The organism is Formosa sp. S-31 (genome assembly GCF_051172795.1).
Classification (GTDB): domain Bacteria; phylum Bacteroidota; class Bacteroidia; order Flavobacteriales; family Flavobacteriaceae; genus Formosa.
The window spans coordinates 869,821-887,301 of the sequence record NZ_JAENDK010000002.1 but is presented as its reverse complement, the minus strand read 5'-3'; the positions used below and the strand labels follow the sequence as shown (position 1 = coordinate 887,301).

9 protein-coding genes are annotated in these 17,481 nt (G+C 38.9%); 7 read left to right on the top strand and 2 right to left on the bottom strand.

Annotation, left to right across the window (positions count from 1 at the left end; translation table 11 throughout):
* Window positions 1-37 precede the first annotated feature (37 nt).
* Window positions 38-1,819, bottom strand: a complete 1,782-nt coding sequence (locus I3217_RS04140) for an ABC transporter ATP-binding protein (protein ID WP_435048560.1) — start codon at window positions 1,817-1,819, stop codon at window positions 38-40.
* 341 nt (window positions 1,820-2,160) lie between these two features.
* On the opposite strand from I3217_RS04140, the gene I3217_RS04135 reads away from it, so the two are divergent.
* Together I3217_RS04135 and I3217_RS04130 are read left to right on the top strand one after the other, a co-directional pair.
* A complete protein-coding gene (locus tag I3217_RS04135; RefSeq protein WP_435048467.1) occupies window positions 2,161-3,192 on the top strand; it encodes a lamin tail domain-containing protein in 1,032 nt (343 codons plus the stop codon).
* 6 nt (window positions 3,193-3,198) lie between these two features.
* Window positions 3,199-4,749, top strand: coding sequence for a choice-of-anchor I family protein (locus tag I3217_RS04130; RefSeq protein WP_435048466.1), 1,551 nt, complete (start codon window positions 3,199-3,201; stop codon window positions 4,747-4,749).
* Between the two features lie 105 nt (window positions 4,750-4,854).
* Here I3217_RS04130 and I3217_RS04125 read toward each other — a convergent pair whose 3' ends face one another.
* Complete coding sequence (locus I3217_RS04125) at window positions 4,855-8,877, bottom strand: hybrid sensor histidine kinase/response regulator transcription factor (protein WP_435048465.1); 4,023 nt, start codon at window positions 8,875-8,877, stop codon at window positions 4,855-4,857.
* Window positions 8,878-9,101: 224 nt separating this feature from the next.
* Between I3217_RS04125 and I3217_RS04120 the strand changes: the two genes are divergently transcribed.
* The 5 genes from I3217_RS04120 (at window position 9,102) to I3217_RS04100 (ending at window position 17,481) form a co-directional block, all read left to right on the top strand.
* A complete protein-coding gene (locus I3217_RS04120; protein ID WP_435048464.1) occupies window positions 9,102-9,653 on the top strand; it encodes a sugar-binding domain-containing protein in 552 nt (183 codons plus the stop codon).
* 402 nt (window positions 9,654-10,055) lie between these two features.
* Window positions 10,056-13,232: a SusC/RagA family TonB-linked outer membrane protein gene (locus I3217_RS04115; protein WP_435048463.1), complete on the top strand. Its 3,177-nt coding sequence runs from the start codon at window positions 10,056-10,058 to the stop codon at window positions 13,230-13,232.
* Between the two features lie 11 nt (window positions 13,233-13,243).
* Window positions 13,244-15,073 carry a RagB/SusD family nutrient uptake outer membrane protein gene (locus I3217_RS04110; RefSeq protein ID WP_435048462.1) on the top strand — a complete coding sequence of 610 codons (1,830 nt, stop codon included), beginning with the start codon at window positions 13,244-13,246 and terminating at the stop codon, window positions 15,071-15,073.
* Between the two features lie 60 nt (window positions 15,074-15,133).
* A complete protein-coding gene (locus tag I3217_RS04105; RefSeq protein WP_435048461.1) occupies window positions 15,134-15,808 on the top strand; it encodes a DUF3823 domain-containing protein in 675 nt (224 codons plus the stop codon).
* 200 nt (window positions 15,809-16,008) lie between these two features.
* Window positions 16,009-17,481, top strand: coding sequence for a glycoside hydrolase family 30 protein (locus I3217_RS04100; protein WP_435048460.1), 1,473 nt, complete (start codon window positions 16,009-16,011; stop codon window positions 17,479-17,481).

The following is a 17,481-nucleotide window of genomic DNA, read 5'->3' as shown; positions in this document are numbered from 1 at the left end:
AGATGAAAGTGAAATAGTTAACTGTTAATGTGAAATTCTATTCATTCAACGTATCCGAAATTTTATCAAGGTTTAGGCTGTTAGCTGCCGCCTGAAAAATCTCGTAATAGGTGGATTGGTTTTTGTACAGCTCGTCGTGTGTACCTTGTTCTATAACCCGACCATGGTCTAAAACAATCACATTTTCGGCATCGATAATCTGCGAAATACTGTGCGAAATAATAATCACTGTACGGCCCTGTTTAATAGCATCGAGGCTTTTCTTTATTTGTTCTGTGGCTACAGCATCCAGACTGGCTGTAGGTTCGTCTAAAAAGATAATAGGCGGGTTCTTTAAAAACAGGCGGGCTATGGAAATGCGCTGTTGTTGTCCTCCGGATAGGAGTTTGGCCTTAGATTCGTAGCCCTGGGGCAGGGCCATAATATCGTTGTGGATGTAAGCCTTTTTTGTAGCAAGTTCTATGGCTTCCTGTGTGGCGTCTTCGTCGCCATATCTGATATTTTCGGATATGCTGCCGTTAAAAATATGGTTTTTCTGAAGCACAAGTCCGATATGCTGGCGCAGCCATTCGGTATTGTAGTCCTGTAAATCAACCCCGTCCAGAGTGATGCTTCCGGTTGTTGGCTTGTAAAATTTATCAAGCAGGTTTACCACTGTACTTTTTCCGGCACCACTTAAACCTACCAGGGCTGTAATTTTATTGGCGGGAATTTCCATAGAAACATCATGTAACGCTTTAGTACCGTTAGGATATTTAAAGTCCACATGGTTTAAAGTAATATTGCCCACTATGGTTTCGGGCATGAAGTTTCCTGAGGTTTCCTGTTCGTCGTCGGCATCAAGAATATTAAAAAAGGCTTCGGAATAAATAAGGGCGTCGTTCACCTCGTCGTAAATCATATGCAGTCGGCGTATGGGAGCAGAGACATTATTAAACAGCAAAATATGGAACATAATCATGCCTATACTCATGGTGCCTTTTAAAACAAAATAGGCGGTAAGGATAATAATAAGCACAACACCAAACTGTTCAAGAAAGGTTTTTAAACTGTCGAACATAAAACCAATCTGGTGGGTTTTCATCTGGTTTTCGGTAATGTCATACTGAATCTTTTCGTGTTTTTCGGCTTCCAGATCTTCGCGGGTAAAGGATTTAATTACAGAAATAGAATCAATAATACTAATAATGACATTGCTTTTGGTTTCCCGGTAATGCCGCATACGGCGTCTAAAACCACTGAGTTTATGTGCCTGAACCACACTTACCCAATAATAAATGGGGATAATGGCCAGACTAACCATACCAATCCAGAAATTGGCTGAAAACATGGCAATCAGGGCAATCAGGGCATTGGCGAAAAGCGGGAGAATATCGATAAAGAAATTCCGAACCAGTCGCGTCAGGCTGCTAATGCCCAGATCTATTCTGGCCTGCAATTTTCCACTTTCATTTTCCGAAGAGGTATAAAAGGCCATGCGGTAGGACAGGATACGCTCGACTACGGCCTGAGAGAAATCCCGTGAAATGTAAATACGCAGCTTTTCGCCAAAGAATTTCTGTCCGTATTGTATAGCAGCGTAAATGAGTTCTTTCCCCAGTAAAATACCACTGATGAGAAACAGCATGTGCATGCCTTTTTTTAAAGGTTCGTGCTGTTCTACTAACACAGTGACTTCATCGACAGTATAACGTAGAATATAAGCGTTAACCTGAGCCATCACCGATCCGATTAAGGTAAGGACCAGGGTAGCCAGCACCAGAAAGCGATACGGACGTACAAAGGCCCAGATTTCCCTGAAGAGCTCAGAGAGACTCATGGTGCGTTCGGGCTTTTCCAGTTGTATCTGTGGTTTTGGCATTGGCGTGCTAATGGTCTGTTTTTAAGTCTTTCTAAGATACTAAATAAATGATTTGTAACGGATTAAATTGAATTTAATCTTTAGCAGGATAATCGAGGGATGTGCTTTAAAGCTGTATTTAAAATTGGCGTAGTAACGGAAAATAGCAAGGAAAATGTGAAGGAAAATCAGTATTAGCAAGTTTTAATTATTATTTAATATGGTGCTGAATCGTTAACATTTTAGTGATTTGCGGTTCACTTTTACTTTAAAGGTCTGCTCATACATTTGCAACCGAAAATTAAAAGAAAATAATAGAGATGAAATCAATTTTATGTTATGCAGGGGCACTAAGTGCTGCTATGGTTATGTTAAGCTCATGTGAGTCTGATGATGCGCCTAAAAATGAAAATTACGATGGACTTATGATTAATGAGGTTTATGCCTGGGGTACCGAAGAAGATGTGGAGAACCTGGATTATATTGAATTATACAATGCTTCCGATCGTGAGATTAGTCTTAAGGGCTTACAAATCTGGGAAGCCGGAGGACAGGAAGAGGCGTTTCAAATTACTAAAAAAACAAGCATAGCTTCTAAAGGGTATTTCACCTTAGAATGCGATAAATCTTTAGTAGACAGCGATACATATGCGGCTTATGGATTAAGTAAAAACGGAGATGAGATTACGCTTGCAGACAGCGAAGGAAATGTATTAGATTATATTGAAGTACCGGGAACTGCTGATGGTGAAGCATACGGGCGTTTAACCGATGGTGCTGATGAATGGGTGATTTTTGCCGAGCGCTCTAAAAATGGAACGAATAACGATACACCTCAAAGATCTGGACTAGAAAGAGACGTAAAGTTATTTATTAATGAAGTGTTTACCAACGACCAGAAAGAAGATGCTACAAATGAAGATAATGCTGCCGACTGGATTGAGCTTTATAATGGCGGTACTTCAAACCTTGATATTTCAGGGTATGTGGTGTATGATGATAAAAAAGAAGATCCTTTTGTAATTGCGGAAGGTACAGTATTAGCACCTGGCAATTTTTATGTTATCGATGTGGATAAAAATAATACTGATGGTACTAAAGCCGTATTTGGTTTAGGTAAAGGTGGAGACAGAATTTATCTGTTTACGGCACTTGAAACAGAAGGTGGTGAATTAATCGATGAGTTGGAAACTCCAAGATTTGCCGATTTGGATTTATATTCTACAGGACGTAAAACCGATGGAGCCTATGGAGAAGAGGATAGTGAAGTGATTTTAAAAGCCATAACAAAAGGAGGAAGTAATAACGGTACCGATTACTTTTTAAGATCGGAATATATTATAGAAAAATAGTTACTAATGTATGGACGAAAGGCTGCCTCTAAAACTGTGTTTCAGGGGTGGCTTTTTAATTTTAAAACGATGTATAAAAGTATTTTAATTGCACTTGCAGCTCTGGGTATATGGTCTTGCGAGAGCAGCGATAACGATTCTGAAATCCAAAACAGTGTTGGTTTTACCGAGATAGGAGAGGTGAGAGTAGGCGGTGCTGCGGCTGCCGAAATTACTGTTTTCGATGTTACTACAAATAAGTTGTTTGTGGTAAATAACAATAAGGGCAGTAAAGTATCTGTCGTAAATTTTGAAGCTCCTGAAACTATGGAAGTCGAGCAGCACCTCGATTTTTCATCTTATGGCGGGGTAAATTCGGTAGCTGTAAAAAACGGTTTGTTAGCCGTTGCTGTTCAGGCTCAGGACAAAACTGATAATGGATTTGTAGTATTGTATGATACTGCGAATTTAAATGCTCCGCTTGCAGAAATTGGAGTAGGAGCCTTACCCGATATGGTGACGTTTTCACCGGATGGAAAATATATTGTTACTGCAGATGAAGGAGAACCTAACGACGATTATAGTATAGATCCATTAGGAACGGTGTCGATTATAGACACGGCCGCTTTAACGACGACTATACTTGATTTTTCCAGATTTGAATCGCAGTTACAAGGTCTAGTGGCTAATGGTTTTCGCGTATTCGGTCCGGGAGCTTCGCTGGCAAACGATGTGGAACCGGAATATATCAGCATAAACCAGGCATCAACAACAGCCTGGGTGGCTTTACAGGAAAATAATGGAATGGCCAGAATCGATTTACAGACTAAAACCATTACAGATATTTTTCCGTTTGGAGTAAAGGATTTTTCTGAAGCAGGAAACGTGATGGATGCCAGTAATGAAGATGGTAAGGTGGCTTTTGTCAACCAGCCCGTAAAATCGTTTTATCAGCCAGACGCTATTACAAATTTCGAGGTAGGGGGCACGACGTATATTTTAACGGCCAATGAAGGCGATATTCGCGAATACGACGGTTTTAATGAGGAACTTCGGGTTAAAGATCTGGTTTTAGATAGTGCTGAATTTCCGGATGCTGCACAACTTCAACAGGATTCAAACTTAGGTCGTTTAGTTGTAACGAATACTCTGGGAGATACTGATGGTGATGGCGATATAGACGAACTGTATGGTTTTGGTGCCCGTTCTTTTAGTATCTGGAATGGGGAAACAGGGCAATTGGTTGTGGATTATAATATGCTGGAACAGGATTTATACACAGCGTTTCCCGACCGTTACGATGATAACCGAAGTGACGATAAAGGTGTGGAACCAGAAGGTATTACAGTGGGAACCATTGATGGTGTGGTTTATGCTTTTGTAGGACTGGAACGTGCCGACGCTGTGCTGGTGTATAATGTAACCAATCCAATATCTCCGACTTTTGTTAAGGCGATAAAAACAGGAAATGCTCCGGAAGGCGTACTTTTTATTGCAGCCGAAGACAGTCCAAACAAACAGGATTTGTTGGTGGTGTCGTCAGAAGATGATGGTTTTGTAAAGGTTTTTGGACTTTAAATTATCAGATTAAATTTTATCAATAATAACGTATAACTAACCCCTCGAATCTGTATTGGTTTGAGGGGTTTTTAGTATTTACTTTTTTGTAAGTATTATAATGGTTTAATTGTTTTTAAGTTTCTGAAGGTATTCGCTGGGGTTCATACCAAATTCATCTTTAAAACACTGTCTGAAATAACTACTGCTGTTAATACCAACCTGATACATGATTTCGGAAATATTAAACTGCCCGGAAATTAATAACTGCTCGGCGTAATTTATTCGTACTTTACGTATAAACTCATTAGCGGTTAAATCCGTTAAGGCTTTGATTTTTCGGTACAGCGTGGAATGGCTCATGTTGAGCTGTGCTGCCACATACGAAATATTCATTTTTTCATCTTCAAGGTTTTCCTCGATAACTTCTGTGAGCTTATTTAAAAACTCCTTGTCCAGTTCGCCTACAGATTCATTAAGCAATTGTTGCTTTTGTTTGAATTTAGAGACACTGGTTAACGAATATTGTTTTCGGGTATCGATAATGTTTTTCAGTCGACTTTTAAGCAGGTTGCTGCTAAACGGTTTGGTTAAGTACGAATCTGCACCCACATCGTAACCTATTTTCTGGTCGTGTAACGATACTTTAGCCGTAAGCAGCACTACAGGAATATGGCTGGTACTAATGTCTTCTTTTAAATGTTTACACATCTCTATCCCATCCATAATTGGCATCATAACATCACTGATTATAATATCAGGAATCGAGGCTTTTGCTTCTTCCAGACCAACTTTACCATTCTGAGCGGCAATTATTTTGTAAGTATCGCTAAGTGAATCTTTAATATATTGAATGATGTCCTGATCGTCGTCTACAATTAAAACAACATTTTTGTCGTCTTCTTCAATTTCTTCTTCTTCCGGGTAATAATGAATGGCATCCGGGTAACTGTTATTGGTGAGGAATTTAATCTTAAATTCTGTGCCTTTATTCAGTTTACTGGAGACTTCTATACTGGCTTCATGCAGTTCTACCATATTTTTTACCAGCGCCAGACCAATACCGGTACCTTTAATAGGATGCGACACATTTTTTGCCTGATAGTAGCGCTCGAAAATATGTGGTAAATTGGTTTCTGAAATCCCGTAACCTGTATCGGAAACGATAACTTCGGTATAGTCTATATTATCTTCGGTATAGGCATTAAAATCCAGAGTAACCGATCCATGCTGCGTGTATTTAAGGGCATTGGATAACAGATTGTCCATAATAATGGTTACCACATTCGGGTCGAAAAATACCTCAGTTTTGTGTTTGGGTTCCTTAATGATTACATCTATCGCTTTATTCTGGTTCAGGTCTTTGTATTTAACACCTATTTCGTAAATGTAATGTGTTAAATCATCTTTGATGACGCTTAATTTGCGGCTTTTATTTTCCGATTTTCTGAATTCCAGAATCTGATTTACAATGCGTAACAGGCGGTTCGCGATACGCTGTATCATTTGCAGTTTTTTGGTCTGATCTTCAGAGAGCGAATTTTCAGAGATCAGATCTTCCAAAGGTCCAAGAATTAAAGTCATCGGACTTCGTAATTCGTGTGTAATGTTGGTGAAAAACTTGAGTTTGTCCTCGTTTAAATCGAATTCCTGTTGTCGGCTTTCCTTCTCCAGAATCAGGGCATTTTCAATTTTTAATTTGCGTTTGTAAAAGCGTGCTCCAACGATAAATAAGGCTGAAATAAGCAGAAGATAAATTAATTTCATCCACCATGAGAGCCAGATGGGAGGCATTATGGTTATATGCAGTGTTTTAAATTGCTGCGACCATTCGTTATTGCGGATTCTTGATTTTAAATTAAACACATATGACCCCGGTTTCAGGTTTCTAAACGTCACTTCGCGTTCGTTTTCCACAAGAAACCAGCCTTTATCCAGGCCTTTCATCTGATAGGCAAATTCGGCTTTGTCGGAAAGGGAATAATCCAGAATATTAAATTTAATCTGAAAGGTGTTTTCGTTATGGTTTAGAGTAATATTTTCATCGAAAGGAATGTCTCTAAACTGATTTAAATTGTTTTTGTTTGTCGCAGCAAGCACACTGGTTATGGCTGGGCTGGGCGCTTCGGTGGTAGTAGTCTCCAAATTCTCGTTAAACCAGGTAATACCATTTTGAGAACCAAAATAAATGTCACCTTCTGCAGTTTTGGTTACAGCACCAAAGAGGTATTCGCCATAGGCTATGCCATCATTGATATCAAAATTACTGATATGCATGGTATTAAGCTCGATTTTGCTTAACCCGTTTATGGTACTCAACCAGATTTCATTTTCGGTTTTGCCTTCTGTAATGGCTTTTATATTGGTTTCGGCAAGGCCAGACATTTTACCTATACGCATAACCGAATCTTTTTCAAGGTCTTTTATTAAAAATAAATCGTTCTGGCTGCCTATCCACATCCGGTTTTGGGAGTCTTTAAAGATGCTGTTTACGGCATAAAAGTCGTATGTTTTACCGTAATTTTGAATGAAATTAAAGTCTTTGTCAAAAACGCAAAGTCCGCCGATTAAGGTGCCTACCCAAAGATTGCCCTTGTCATCTTCGGCTATGGTTCGGATTAAATCGTCTGATAATTTTGAATTTTCAGCCGTAAAGATGTCGCCGGTTTGATTGGTCTGGTTATACCGCAGTAAACCACGGTCGGTAGCTATCCAGATATTATTTTTAGAGTCTTCTAAAAAACAGTAAATAGGAGTGTAGGGAAGGTCGTTAAAACAGGATAGTCTTTTAAAATCAGAATCATAAGAATAAATTTCGCCATCAGATGTGCCTGCCCAGATTTTGGTTTTACCTCTATAAATACTCGTAATATGCTGCGAGGCTTTATCTGGATTAATTGAGGGAATCCGTTTTATTTTTTTTTCCTTATTAAAAATAGCAATTCCTCCAGCACTGTTAGCCGCCCAGACATTCTGGTTGTCGTCTACACATAAACTTTCAACCCATTTACTGTCTAAACTGTTAGGGTTGGAAATATACGGGAGATAGCTGATCTGATGAAATGGACTTTCATTACTGGAAATAAAATTAATACCACTCCCCAGACCGCCCAGCCAGATATTATTAAAACTGTCTTCGAAAATAGTCTGTACAGAGGCACTGGAAAGTCCGTATGGGGTGTCCGATTCCTGGATGCGTTTAAAATGAATATCGCTGATTTTGAAATTGATTGCCAGATCTTTTAAATCTAAAATATTCAGTCCGCCGCCTTCTGTCGCGATATACAGTTTATGGTCTTTGGTTTCCAGGGTTTGCTGGATAAAGTTGTTGGATAAGGAATTTGGGTTTTTCGGGTCGTGTTTAAAATTTAACATGCGCTCGCTTACAGGATCGAAAAGGGTAAGGCCTTCTCGGGTTCCAATCCAGATGCGACCGTTGGAATCTTTAAAAATATGAGTGACCGTATTACTGGGGAAGGAATCAGGATTATTCGGGTCGTGTTTGTAGTGTACCGCTGTATTGGTTTTGGTGTTTATAATACTGAAGCCTTCGTTTACATGACCGGCATATACGCGTTCTTCAGACTCATAAAACACACACCAGTTATAATTAGAACCGAGTCCGGGAGTGTTGGCTTGGTTATAGTTGATGAACGTATCATCCGCTTTGTTTAGCATATCTATGCCGCCATCATATGTAGCAAACCAGATATTACCTTCCGGGTCACTGTCTATATGTGTAATACCGTTAGCACTAATCTGATTGACATCCGGAGATTGATAATCGTGTTCGTAATGCTTAAAAGTATGGGTGTTGTAGTTGTAGGCATCGACACCATTTTTCTCTGTACCAATCCAGACCACATCGTCAAATCTGTCGGCATAAACAAAATTTAAAACATTACTGGATATGCTGTTTTGTTCGGACGTTGAGGTTTTAAAAACAGTAAAATTTTTAGAGTCGAATCGGTTTAAACCATCTTTAGTACAAAACCAGATAAAGTGGTCTTTGTCCTGAGTAATGCTTATCACGTTGCTGTTGGACAGCCCTTCTTCAATATCTATTTTTTCTACCAGAATGTCCTGTGCAGATCCGTATAGGGTGAAAAGAAAAAAGAGAAATTGGACAAAAGATTTTAAATACGTCATTCTAAAAACTCAAATGGGGTTGATAGCAGGTAAAAATAAAGAAATTCCTGAATCAATAGAGCATCGTCTTTAGTAGAATCTGGTGTTGACCGTTTCGTGATTCTATATTGACGAGTTTGTGAAGCTAGGACTTTTTAATTCTGAATACATTTAACTAAAGGGAATATAAGCCAAATGAAAGCCATTAAAGGATTAACCGGAATTTTTATTTATAACTGCAATTTATGAGATTAAACAAGATAAGAAACCTGTGTTTGTTTATAATTATTGTGGTTTGCAGTTTAAGTTGTCATGATGATAAGGAAGTGGGTAGTACCCGAAAATTATTTGACTTGAACTGGAAATTTAGTTACGAATCCAGTAGCGCTGCTTATAAAGTGGATTTTGATGATAGCGCATGGCAGCATGTGGATTTTCCTCATAAAATTGCCAGGATACCGGAAGATAAGCAAAGTAAATATAATTCGGTTGTTAACGATACCATCTGGTATAGAAAGACCTTTGATATTCCCGGATCCTGGGAACGGAAAACAATTTACGTTGTTTTTGAAGGTATATCTCATGTAGAAATTATTTTTGTAAATGGCGAGATGTTGTCGTTTTCCGATTGTGATAATAACTCATGCCGTGTGTTAATTAGTCCCAATTTATTGCATAATACCACAAACCTGATTGCATTTCCTGTAAGTGTTGAAAACAGTCCTGTGTCATATGAAAAAAGCAACGGTGTTTTAGGGGTGTATAAACATGTCTGGTTGCAAATTGAAGAGCCTTGATTCTAAATTTAGATTCTAAGCTATTGTAAAAACAAGATATTGTATGGTGTTTATTGTGAGTGTTTTATGAGAATGAGATGCTGTTTGACGAATTATAGATGTATCGAGTGTTAATAAAATCTTAACATTGAAGTATAAAAATGAACACAGCAGAAAGAAAAAATAAAGTTTTTAAGAACGAACGAAAACGTTAGCGTAAAATTTAAATAAACAACAAATAAATGAAACCTTAATTAAAACGAATTCTTATGAAATGAAAAATTGAACACACTTTCTCATACTTATAATAACCTTATAAGTAGGTAAAAATTAAACAAACAAAAACTAATAAATATGATAAACCTAATTAAAAAAAGAAAAGTGTTTTTTTCTTGCCCTGAATTTGATTTCAAATTCAGAATAATGATACTGCTGTTATGTATCACCTCCTATCAGGTTTCTGCTTCCGGTAATGGAATTACAGAACTTAAAACAGAACTTCAAAAACGCATAATAAAAGGAACGGTTAACGATCAGAACGGGGTGCCTTTACTGGGAGCCAATATACTTGTTAAAGGTACGGCTCAGGGAACGGTTACAGATTTTGATGGGAAATTCGAACTCGAAGTGGAGGCCGGAGCTTCTGTACTTGTCGTGTCCTATGTAGGATATGAAACGCAGGAGATTGATATTTCCAGTGTGTCAGAAATTACGGTGAGTTTAAAAGAAAATTCAGAGTCTCTGGATGAAGTAGTTGTTGTGGGTTACGGTAAGCAATCTAAACGAAAAGTTACAGCTGCGGTAAGTAGTGTAGAATCTGAGGATATTATGAGAACCACGTCTACCACAACGGCCGGCGCCTTATCTGGTAAAATGGCTGGTATTTCAACACGTTCGTTTGATGCAAGACCAGGTCGTGGAATTAATCTTGAAATCAGAAACATGGGGAATCCCTTGTTTGTAATTGATGGAATTCCCTATGGTGGAGATAATTCAAGAGACTGGCTTGGCGTTTCCCGAATTTCCGGTAACGATATTTTTAACTCGCTGAGTTTAGAAGATATAGAAAGTATATCTATCTTAAAAGATGCTTCGGCAGCGATTTATGGTTTACGAGCGTCTAACGGGGTAGTATTAATTACAACTAAGAAGGGTAAAGGCAATAATAAAACCGTTGTAAATGTAAATCATTATTACGGGTTTCAAAACCTGACACGTTTTCCACAACTGGCAAATGCAGGGCAATATGTTCGCGGTCAGGTAGAAGCGGCGCAGAATGCTGGTATCGATCCGAGCACGCTGTATTCCCCAGAAGAACTGGCAAAATGGGAAGAAGGTAAATTACCAGGCTATAAAAGTTACGATTACCAGGATATGGTATTTAGAAAAAATGTACCACAGTACAATTTTAACGTCAACGTAAACGGTGGTACAAATAGCACAAAATACTATATGTCCTTTTCTAAGATTGGTCAGGAGGCCATGATGAAAGATTTTAATTACGAAAGAAGTAATTTACAAATCAATTTATCCAGCGAAATTTTTAAAGGACTGACTTTAGGAACACAGACCTCGTTTAAACTGGAAGATACTCAGGATGTTGGACTACAGGGAGGAGACGGTTATTTTTCTTCTATTTTAGCGGTGTTTGCTAACAGACCAACTGTTAGTCCGTATGCTAACGATAACCCGGAATATATTAATAATACGCCAAACAGACCAGATTTAAATCCGGCGCTGTTTTCAAGAGATATCGTAGGGTATAAGGATACACATACCAAAGCGGTGAATGTAAACCTGTTTGCAGAGTATAAGTTTGATTTTGGATTAACAGCTAAATATACTTACTCACAAAACTATACTAATATTTTCTTTGACGGTTTTCAGTATACTTACGATCTGTATACTTATAACGAGGCTAATGATGCCTATAACATATCAGGTGGACAAGGGGCACGCTGGAGATTCCAGAATAAAACCGAATCCATGTCACACTTTCATCAGTTTCAGTTAAATTATGCTAAAACCTTTGGCGAAGATCATGATGTGTCTGCTGTATTTGGTTATGAAAGAAGTGACTGGGACAGAAGTTTAACCTGGCTGGGTGCGGCACCTACCAATAACTATATTCCTTTAAACAATTTAGCGAGTTTAACCGGGTATGGAGACGAGTGGACCTACCAGGCACGTGCAGGGTATTTGGGTAAAATCAACTACTCTTATAAAGATAAGTATATGTTAGAATTGCTTGGGCGTTACGATGGTTCTTATTTATACGCTCCAGGTAAACGCTGGGGATTCTTCCCTGGGATGTCTGCCGGATGGCGTATTTCGGACGAGAACTTTTTTGAAGGTCTGAGAAATACAGTAAACAATTTAAAATTCAGAGCTTCTATTGGGCAAACAGGTCAGGAAGCTGGAGTAGGCGCCTTTGGTTATCTTGCCGGGTATAGTTTCGGTAGATTTGATAACAATGCACTTGTGCCAGGGTCTGTTTTAGACGGACAGTATGTTACAGGTTTACAGCCTCAGGGCATTCCTGTTACCAATTTATCCTGGGAAAAGCATACCATGTATAACCTGGGGTTAGATGCAGCTTTCTTTGATAGTAAATTATCCTTAACTACAGATATATTCAAAAAGGTTATTTCTGGTATTCCGGCAGGACGTTATGATGTGTTAATCCCAAGCGAAGTAGGGTATAGTCTTCCAAACGAAAACCTGAACAAAAATGAGTATCGCGGTATGGAAGGTATGATAACGTTTAAGAACAACGACCATGCACTTAAATATACAATAAGCGCTAATGCAACCTATTCGCGATTCCGTTATGTGGAATCTTATAAGCCACGTTTTGGTAATTCCTATAACGAATGGAGATACTCTAACGAAGACCGTTGGGGAGGTATCTGGTGGGGCTACCAAGCCATCGGACAGTTCCAGTCGGAAGACGAAATCAGAAATCATCCGATTGATAACGACGGACAGAATAACGCAACACAGTTACCGGGAGATATTATTTATAAAGATGTTAACGAAGACGGTGTAATTAACTGGCTGGATGAAAAGCCTATCGGATTCCCTGATGGCTGGGCGCCAATGTTAAGTTACGGTGGAAATATTGGTTTACAGTGGAAGAATTTCGACTTGAATATCGATTTCGCCGGAGCGTCCATGACCTCATGGTTTCAAAATTACGAACTTAGAAATGCCTTCCATGCAGGAGGAAATACTCCGGAATATCTGTTAACCGACAGATGGCACAGAGCCGATCCTTACGATCCGGATAGCGAATGGATTCCAGGTAAATATCCTGCAATTCGAAATAATACCAGCCAGAATAATGGTAGAAACTCAGACTTCTGGTTGCATAAGGTGAGATATTTAAGATTGAGAAACGCTCAGTTTGGATATACGGCGCCACGAGAACTTTTTGAAGACTTCGGTATTACCAAAGCCAGAGTATATGTAAGTGGTTCTAACTTATTTTCTATAGATAATGTGCACGAATTTGGAATTGATCCGGAAATTCAGGCTAACGCAGCTGTAGTTTATCCGCAGCAAAAAACCGTACTGGTAGGATTCAATCTAACATTCTAATACTAAAAGACATGATGATAACTAAGATATATAATAAAATAACACTGCTACTTACTGTACTGGTTGTTATTACAACGATAACTAGCTGCGATAACGATGGGTGGTTAGAACGCGAACCTAAAAACCGAATTAGTGACTCGCAATTGTGGAACGATCCGGGATTAATATTAAGTCTGCTTTCCAATTATTACGACAGGATGCCAGGCGATGTGTTTAATACTCAGGCCGATTGTCAGATAGACGACGCCATGTGGTCCGGACATAATGATGCAAACTGGCTGAATGATTTTCAATATGGTAACGATTACGGGAGATACTGGGATTACGGATTTATAAGAGATATAAATCTGGGACTTACCAATCTTGAAACCTATTCTAATTTATCAGAACCGGAAATCGCTCAGTTTAATGCAGAATTGAGGCTGATAAGAGCTTTCGTTTACTTTAATCTGGTAAAACGTATGGGCGGCGTGCCGATTGTAACGGAACTTTTAGTTTACGATGGCGGAGAAGATGTATCTAACTTACAGATTCCTAGAGCTAAGGAAGAAGAGGTTTATGATTTTATTTATAACGAAATCCAGGAGATTAAGGATAATTTCTCACAAACTGAGAATAGCAGATCCCGGGGAAATAAATATATCGCTCTGGCTTTACAAAGCCGCGCTATGCTATATGCTGGTTCTTTAGCCAAGTATAACAATTTAATGGGAACTTCGGTGTCTTTACCTGGCGGTGAAGTTGGTATTCCTGCTGGCAGAGCAAATGATTATTACCAAAAATCTTTGAGTGCCTCTAAAGAAATTATCGAGAGTGGAAGATATAGTCTGGATACAGATTTTTATCAGTTGTTCATGAATAAAGGCTCTTCTGAAATCATTTTTGCCAAGGATTACTCAAGGTCTGCTGAGAAACTGAATTACTTTACTTACGACAATGTTGTGAAGAGTTTACGTACAGATGTAGAAGGATCTTCTATGATTTCGCCGTCTTTAGGTCTGGTTGAAAGTTTCGATTATTTAGACGGCTCAGAAGGGACTCTTATGGATAAAGATGGCAATGGTAATTATATAGTTTACGATAATCCGGAGGATATTTTTGCTAATAAAGACAATCGTTTAAGCGCTACAGTTATTTATCCAGGTAGTGAGTTCAGATCTCAGGATGTAGATATACTTGCAGGGGTTGCTGTTTGGAACGGGTCGGGTTACGATTTTAATACCGGGGAACCAGGTAGTACTTTAGCTGATGGTGAAAAACTAACAGGATTCGATGGTCCCGTTAACGATGCTATGTTTATAAGTAATAGTGGTTTTTACCTGCGCAAACTGGTATCGGATGATCCGGATGCTGGGATTAGACCAACTTTAGGTGAAAACTGGTGGCCCTGGTTTCGTTTAGGTGAAATTTACCTGAATGCGGCTGAAGCAGCTTTCGAGTTAGGAGACGGCAGTGCAGTAAGTTATGTTAATGAGGTAAGAGAAAAGCATGGCGGATTCCCTGCTAACAGCATATCGGCACTGGATAATGAGATTATTCGTAAAGAGCGTCGTGTGGAACTTGCCTTTGAGGATCAGCGCTATTTTGATATGAAACGCTGGAGAATTGCCGATCAGGTATGGAATGGAAATATAAATAATCCGGATGCTATTGTTGAAGGTTTATATCCATACAGAATTTCCAGACCGGGACATGCCAGTGATGGGAAGTATATTTACAATCGCATAAAGCCTGTGCGTTTCAGACAGGCCAGATTCTTCAGACCGGCAAACTACTATTCTTCAATAGATCAGGGGGTTTTAAATAATAATCCAAAATTAATTCCTAATCCGTTTCATTAGAAGGTGTTATGACAATTAAAATTGTAACACGATTCATTGAAATTTTAAAATAGATCACAGATGAAAAAACTAATAATAGTATTTACAGCAGCGCTAAGTTTAACTTTCGCTGGTTGTGAAATAGATAATTACGATGCACCAACTTCAGTTCTAAGCGGAACGGTAGTTTACAACGGAGATCCTGTTGGTGTAAGAACTAACGGCGCTCAGTTTGAGTTGTGGCAGGATGGCTACGCCTTATATGAGAAAATTGGTGTGCATATTGCTCAGGATGGTACCTATTCGGCACGTTTGTTTAACGGTCAGTACAAACTCGTGAGACTGGGAGGGGCACCTTGGGAAGCGCAGTCCAGTGATACTATAGTGGTAGATGTACAGGGAGATACAGTTAAGGATATTGAAGTAGATCCATTTTATACCATTTCAGAATCATCTATTACGGTAAACGGGAATACGGTAGTAGCAAATTTTACCGTAAACCAGATAGATTCAGATGCTTCAATAAGTGATGTAAGATTGTTTTTAAGCAAAAGAATTCTTTTAGACGATAACCAGAGAGACTTCGCTGTAGATGCCAACCTTTCAGAAGTAACTTCCGGACAAAATGTTACGCTTACAGCAACTTTACCGGAATCTTTGGCGAACGAGGACTATTTTTTCGCACGAGTAGGAGTACGTTCAAATAAATCGAATGAATTCTACTATACGCAGGTTACAGAGTTGAGAGGGAATTAACAGAAGATGCCAGTTAAGCCTTTCTGGCGGCACTGATAATAGAATTTTCGAATATCTCAGACGATGGTAGCGATGTTTACAGGCTTCGCCCATGTAGATTTAATGATGAGATAGTTTTGTTGTGTGAAAGGCGTGGGTTGTGTGTTCCTGCGCCTTTCTTTAAACAACAACATCAATTATAAATGGTTTAAAAAGAACAAATGAGATTACAAGTTATAGTTTTCGTTTTACTCCTGAGTACTGTGTTTAAAACAGCAGCTCAATCTGTAATATGGGAGTGCAGTACTGAAGAATCAGTATTAAAAGAAACGAAATTAAAATTGGAAAAAAAGGCAGTTGGACAGAGCAGTTTAGAAGTTAACGGAAGCGAGCATATTGTTACTTTTAAAGCCTGGGGAACCTGCTTTAACGAACTGGGCTGGGATGCCTTAAATATGCTTCCTGAAACAAAACAGGAAGATATACTTAAAAAGTTATTTGCTCCTGATGGTGATTTAAAATTTACTATGGGGCGCTTTTCAATGAATGCCAACGATTATGCCAGAGACTGGTATAGCTGCGATGAAGTGAGTGGCGATTTTCAGTTGAAATATTTTAATATAGACCGAGATAAAACAACCCTTATACCTTTTATAAAAAAAGCTCAGGTGTATAATCCTGAATTAAGCTTCTGGATTTCTCCCTGGTCTCCTCCGTCATGGATGAAAATAAATCACTATTACTCGGTGGTGAGTAATGCTGAATATAATAAACAGGACCCAGAATTAGATTATTTGCTTTTCGAGGATAATACAAAAACTTACGACCATGTGTTTCCAAAGCAATTGGCCGTAAACGATTACTTTATTCAGGATCCACGCTATTTACAAACCTATGCTAATTATTTCTGTAAGTTTATTTCCGCTTATAAGGAAGAGGGGATTCCTGTAGATATGGTTATGTTTCAAAACGAATCCTGGAGTTATACCCCGTATCCGGGGTGTGCTTGGACGCCCGAAGGCATAATTCGTTTTAATGCCGAATATCTGGCGCCAACATTAAAAGCAGAGCATCCGGAAGTGGATTTGTATTTTGGAACCATAAATACCAATCATTACGAAGTTATAGACGAAGTTTTATCAGATCCGCGTATGCCGGAAACTTTTAAAGGTGTAGGTTTTCAATGGGAAGGCGGACAGATTTTACCAAAACTGCGTGAGAAATATCCGAATTATAAATATGTACAAACCGAGAGTGAGTGTGGCTGGGGTTCTTTCGACTGGGGCGCAGCCGAGCATACCTTTAATTTAATTAATCACTACCTGGGTAACGGCTGTGAGGAATATACGTTCTGGAATGCCATTTTGTTTGATGATGGTGTTAGCGGCTGGGGCTGGAAACAAAACGCTTTAATCCGTGTGGATTCCAAAGCTAAAACAGCAACTTTTACCCCGGAATATTATGCCGTAAAACACTATACACAGTATGTGACACCAGGAAGTAAAATAAAAAACTTTAAAACAGGAAAGTCAGATAAATTGCCGATTCTGGTAGCTGAAAACCCGGAAGGCGAAACCCTGGTTTTTGCAGGTAATTTTAACGAAGAGGCCAGACAGATCTCTGTAAAACTGGGTAAGCGCTTTTTAAATGTAAGCTTGCCGCCTCATTCTTTAAATACTTTTAAAACGAAATAA

Coding starts and splice junctions, on each gene's coding strand:
- I3217_RS04135 (WP_435048467.1), top strand. CDS start 2,161: ATGAAATCAATTTTATGTTATGCAGGGGCACTAAGTGCTGCTATGGTT.
- I3217_RS04120 (WP_435048464.1), top strand. CDS start 9,102: ATGAGATTAAACAAGATAAGAAACCTGTGTTTGTTTATAATTATTGTG.
- I3217_RS04140 (WP_435048560.1), bottom strand. CDS start 1,819: ATGAGTCTCTCTGAGCTCTTCAGGGAAATCTGGGCCTTTGTACGTCCG.
- I3217_RS04100 (WP_435048460.1), top strand. CDS start 16,009: ATGAGATTACAAGTTATAGTTTTCGTTTTACTCCTGAGTACTGTGTTT.
- I3217_RS04125 (WP_435048465.1), bottom strand. CDS start 8,877: ATGACGTATTTAAAATCTTTTGTCCAATTTCTCTTTTTTCTTTTCACC.
- I3217_RS04110 (WP_435048462.1), top strand. CDS start 13,244: ATGATGATAACTAAGATATATAATAAAATAACACTGCTACTTACTGTA.
- I3217_RS04105 (WP_435048461.1), top strand. CDS start 15,134: ATGAAAAAACTAATAATAGTATTTACAGCAGCGCTAAGTTTAACTTTC.
- I3217_RS04130 (WP_435048466.1), top strand. CDS start 3,199: ATGTATGGACGAAAGGCTGCCTCTAAAACTGTGTTTCAGGGGTGGCTT.
- I3217_RS04115 (WP_435048463.1), top strand. CDS start 10,056: ATGATACTGCTGTTATGTATCACCTCCTATCAGGTTTCTGCTTCCGGT.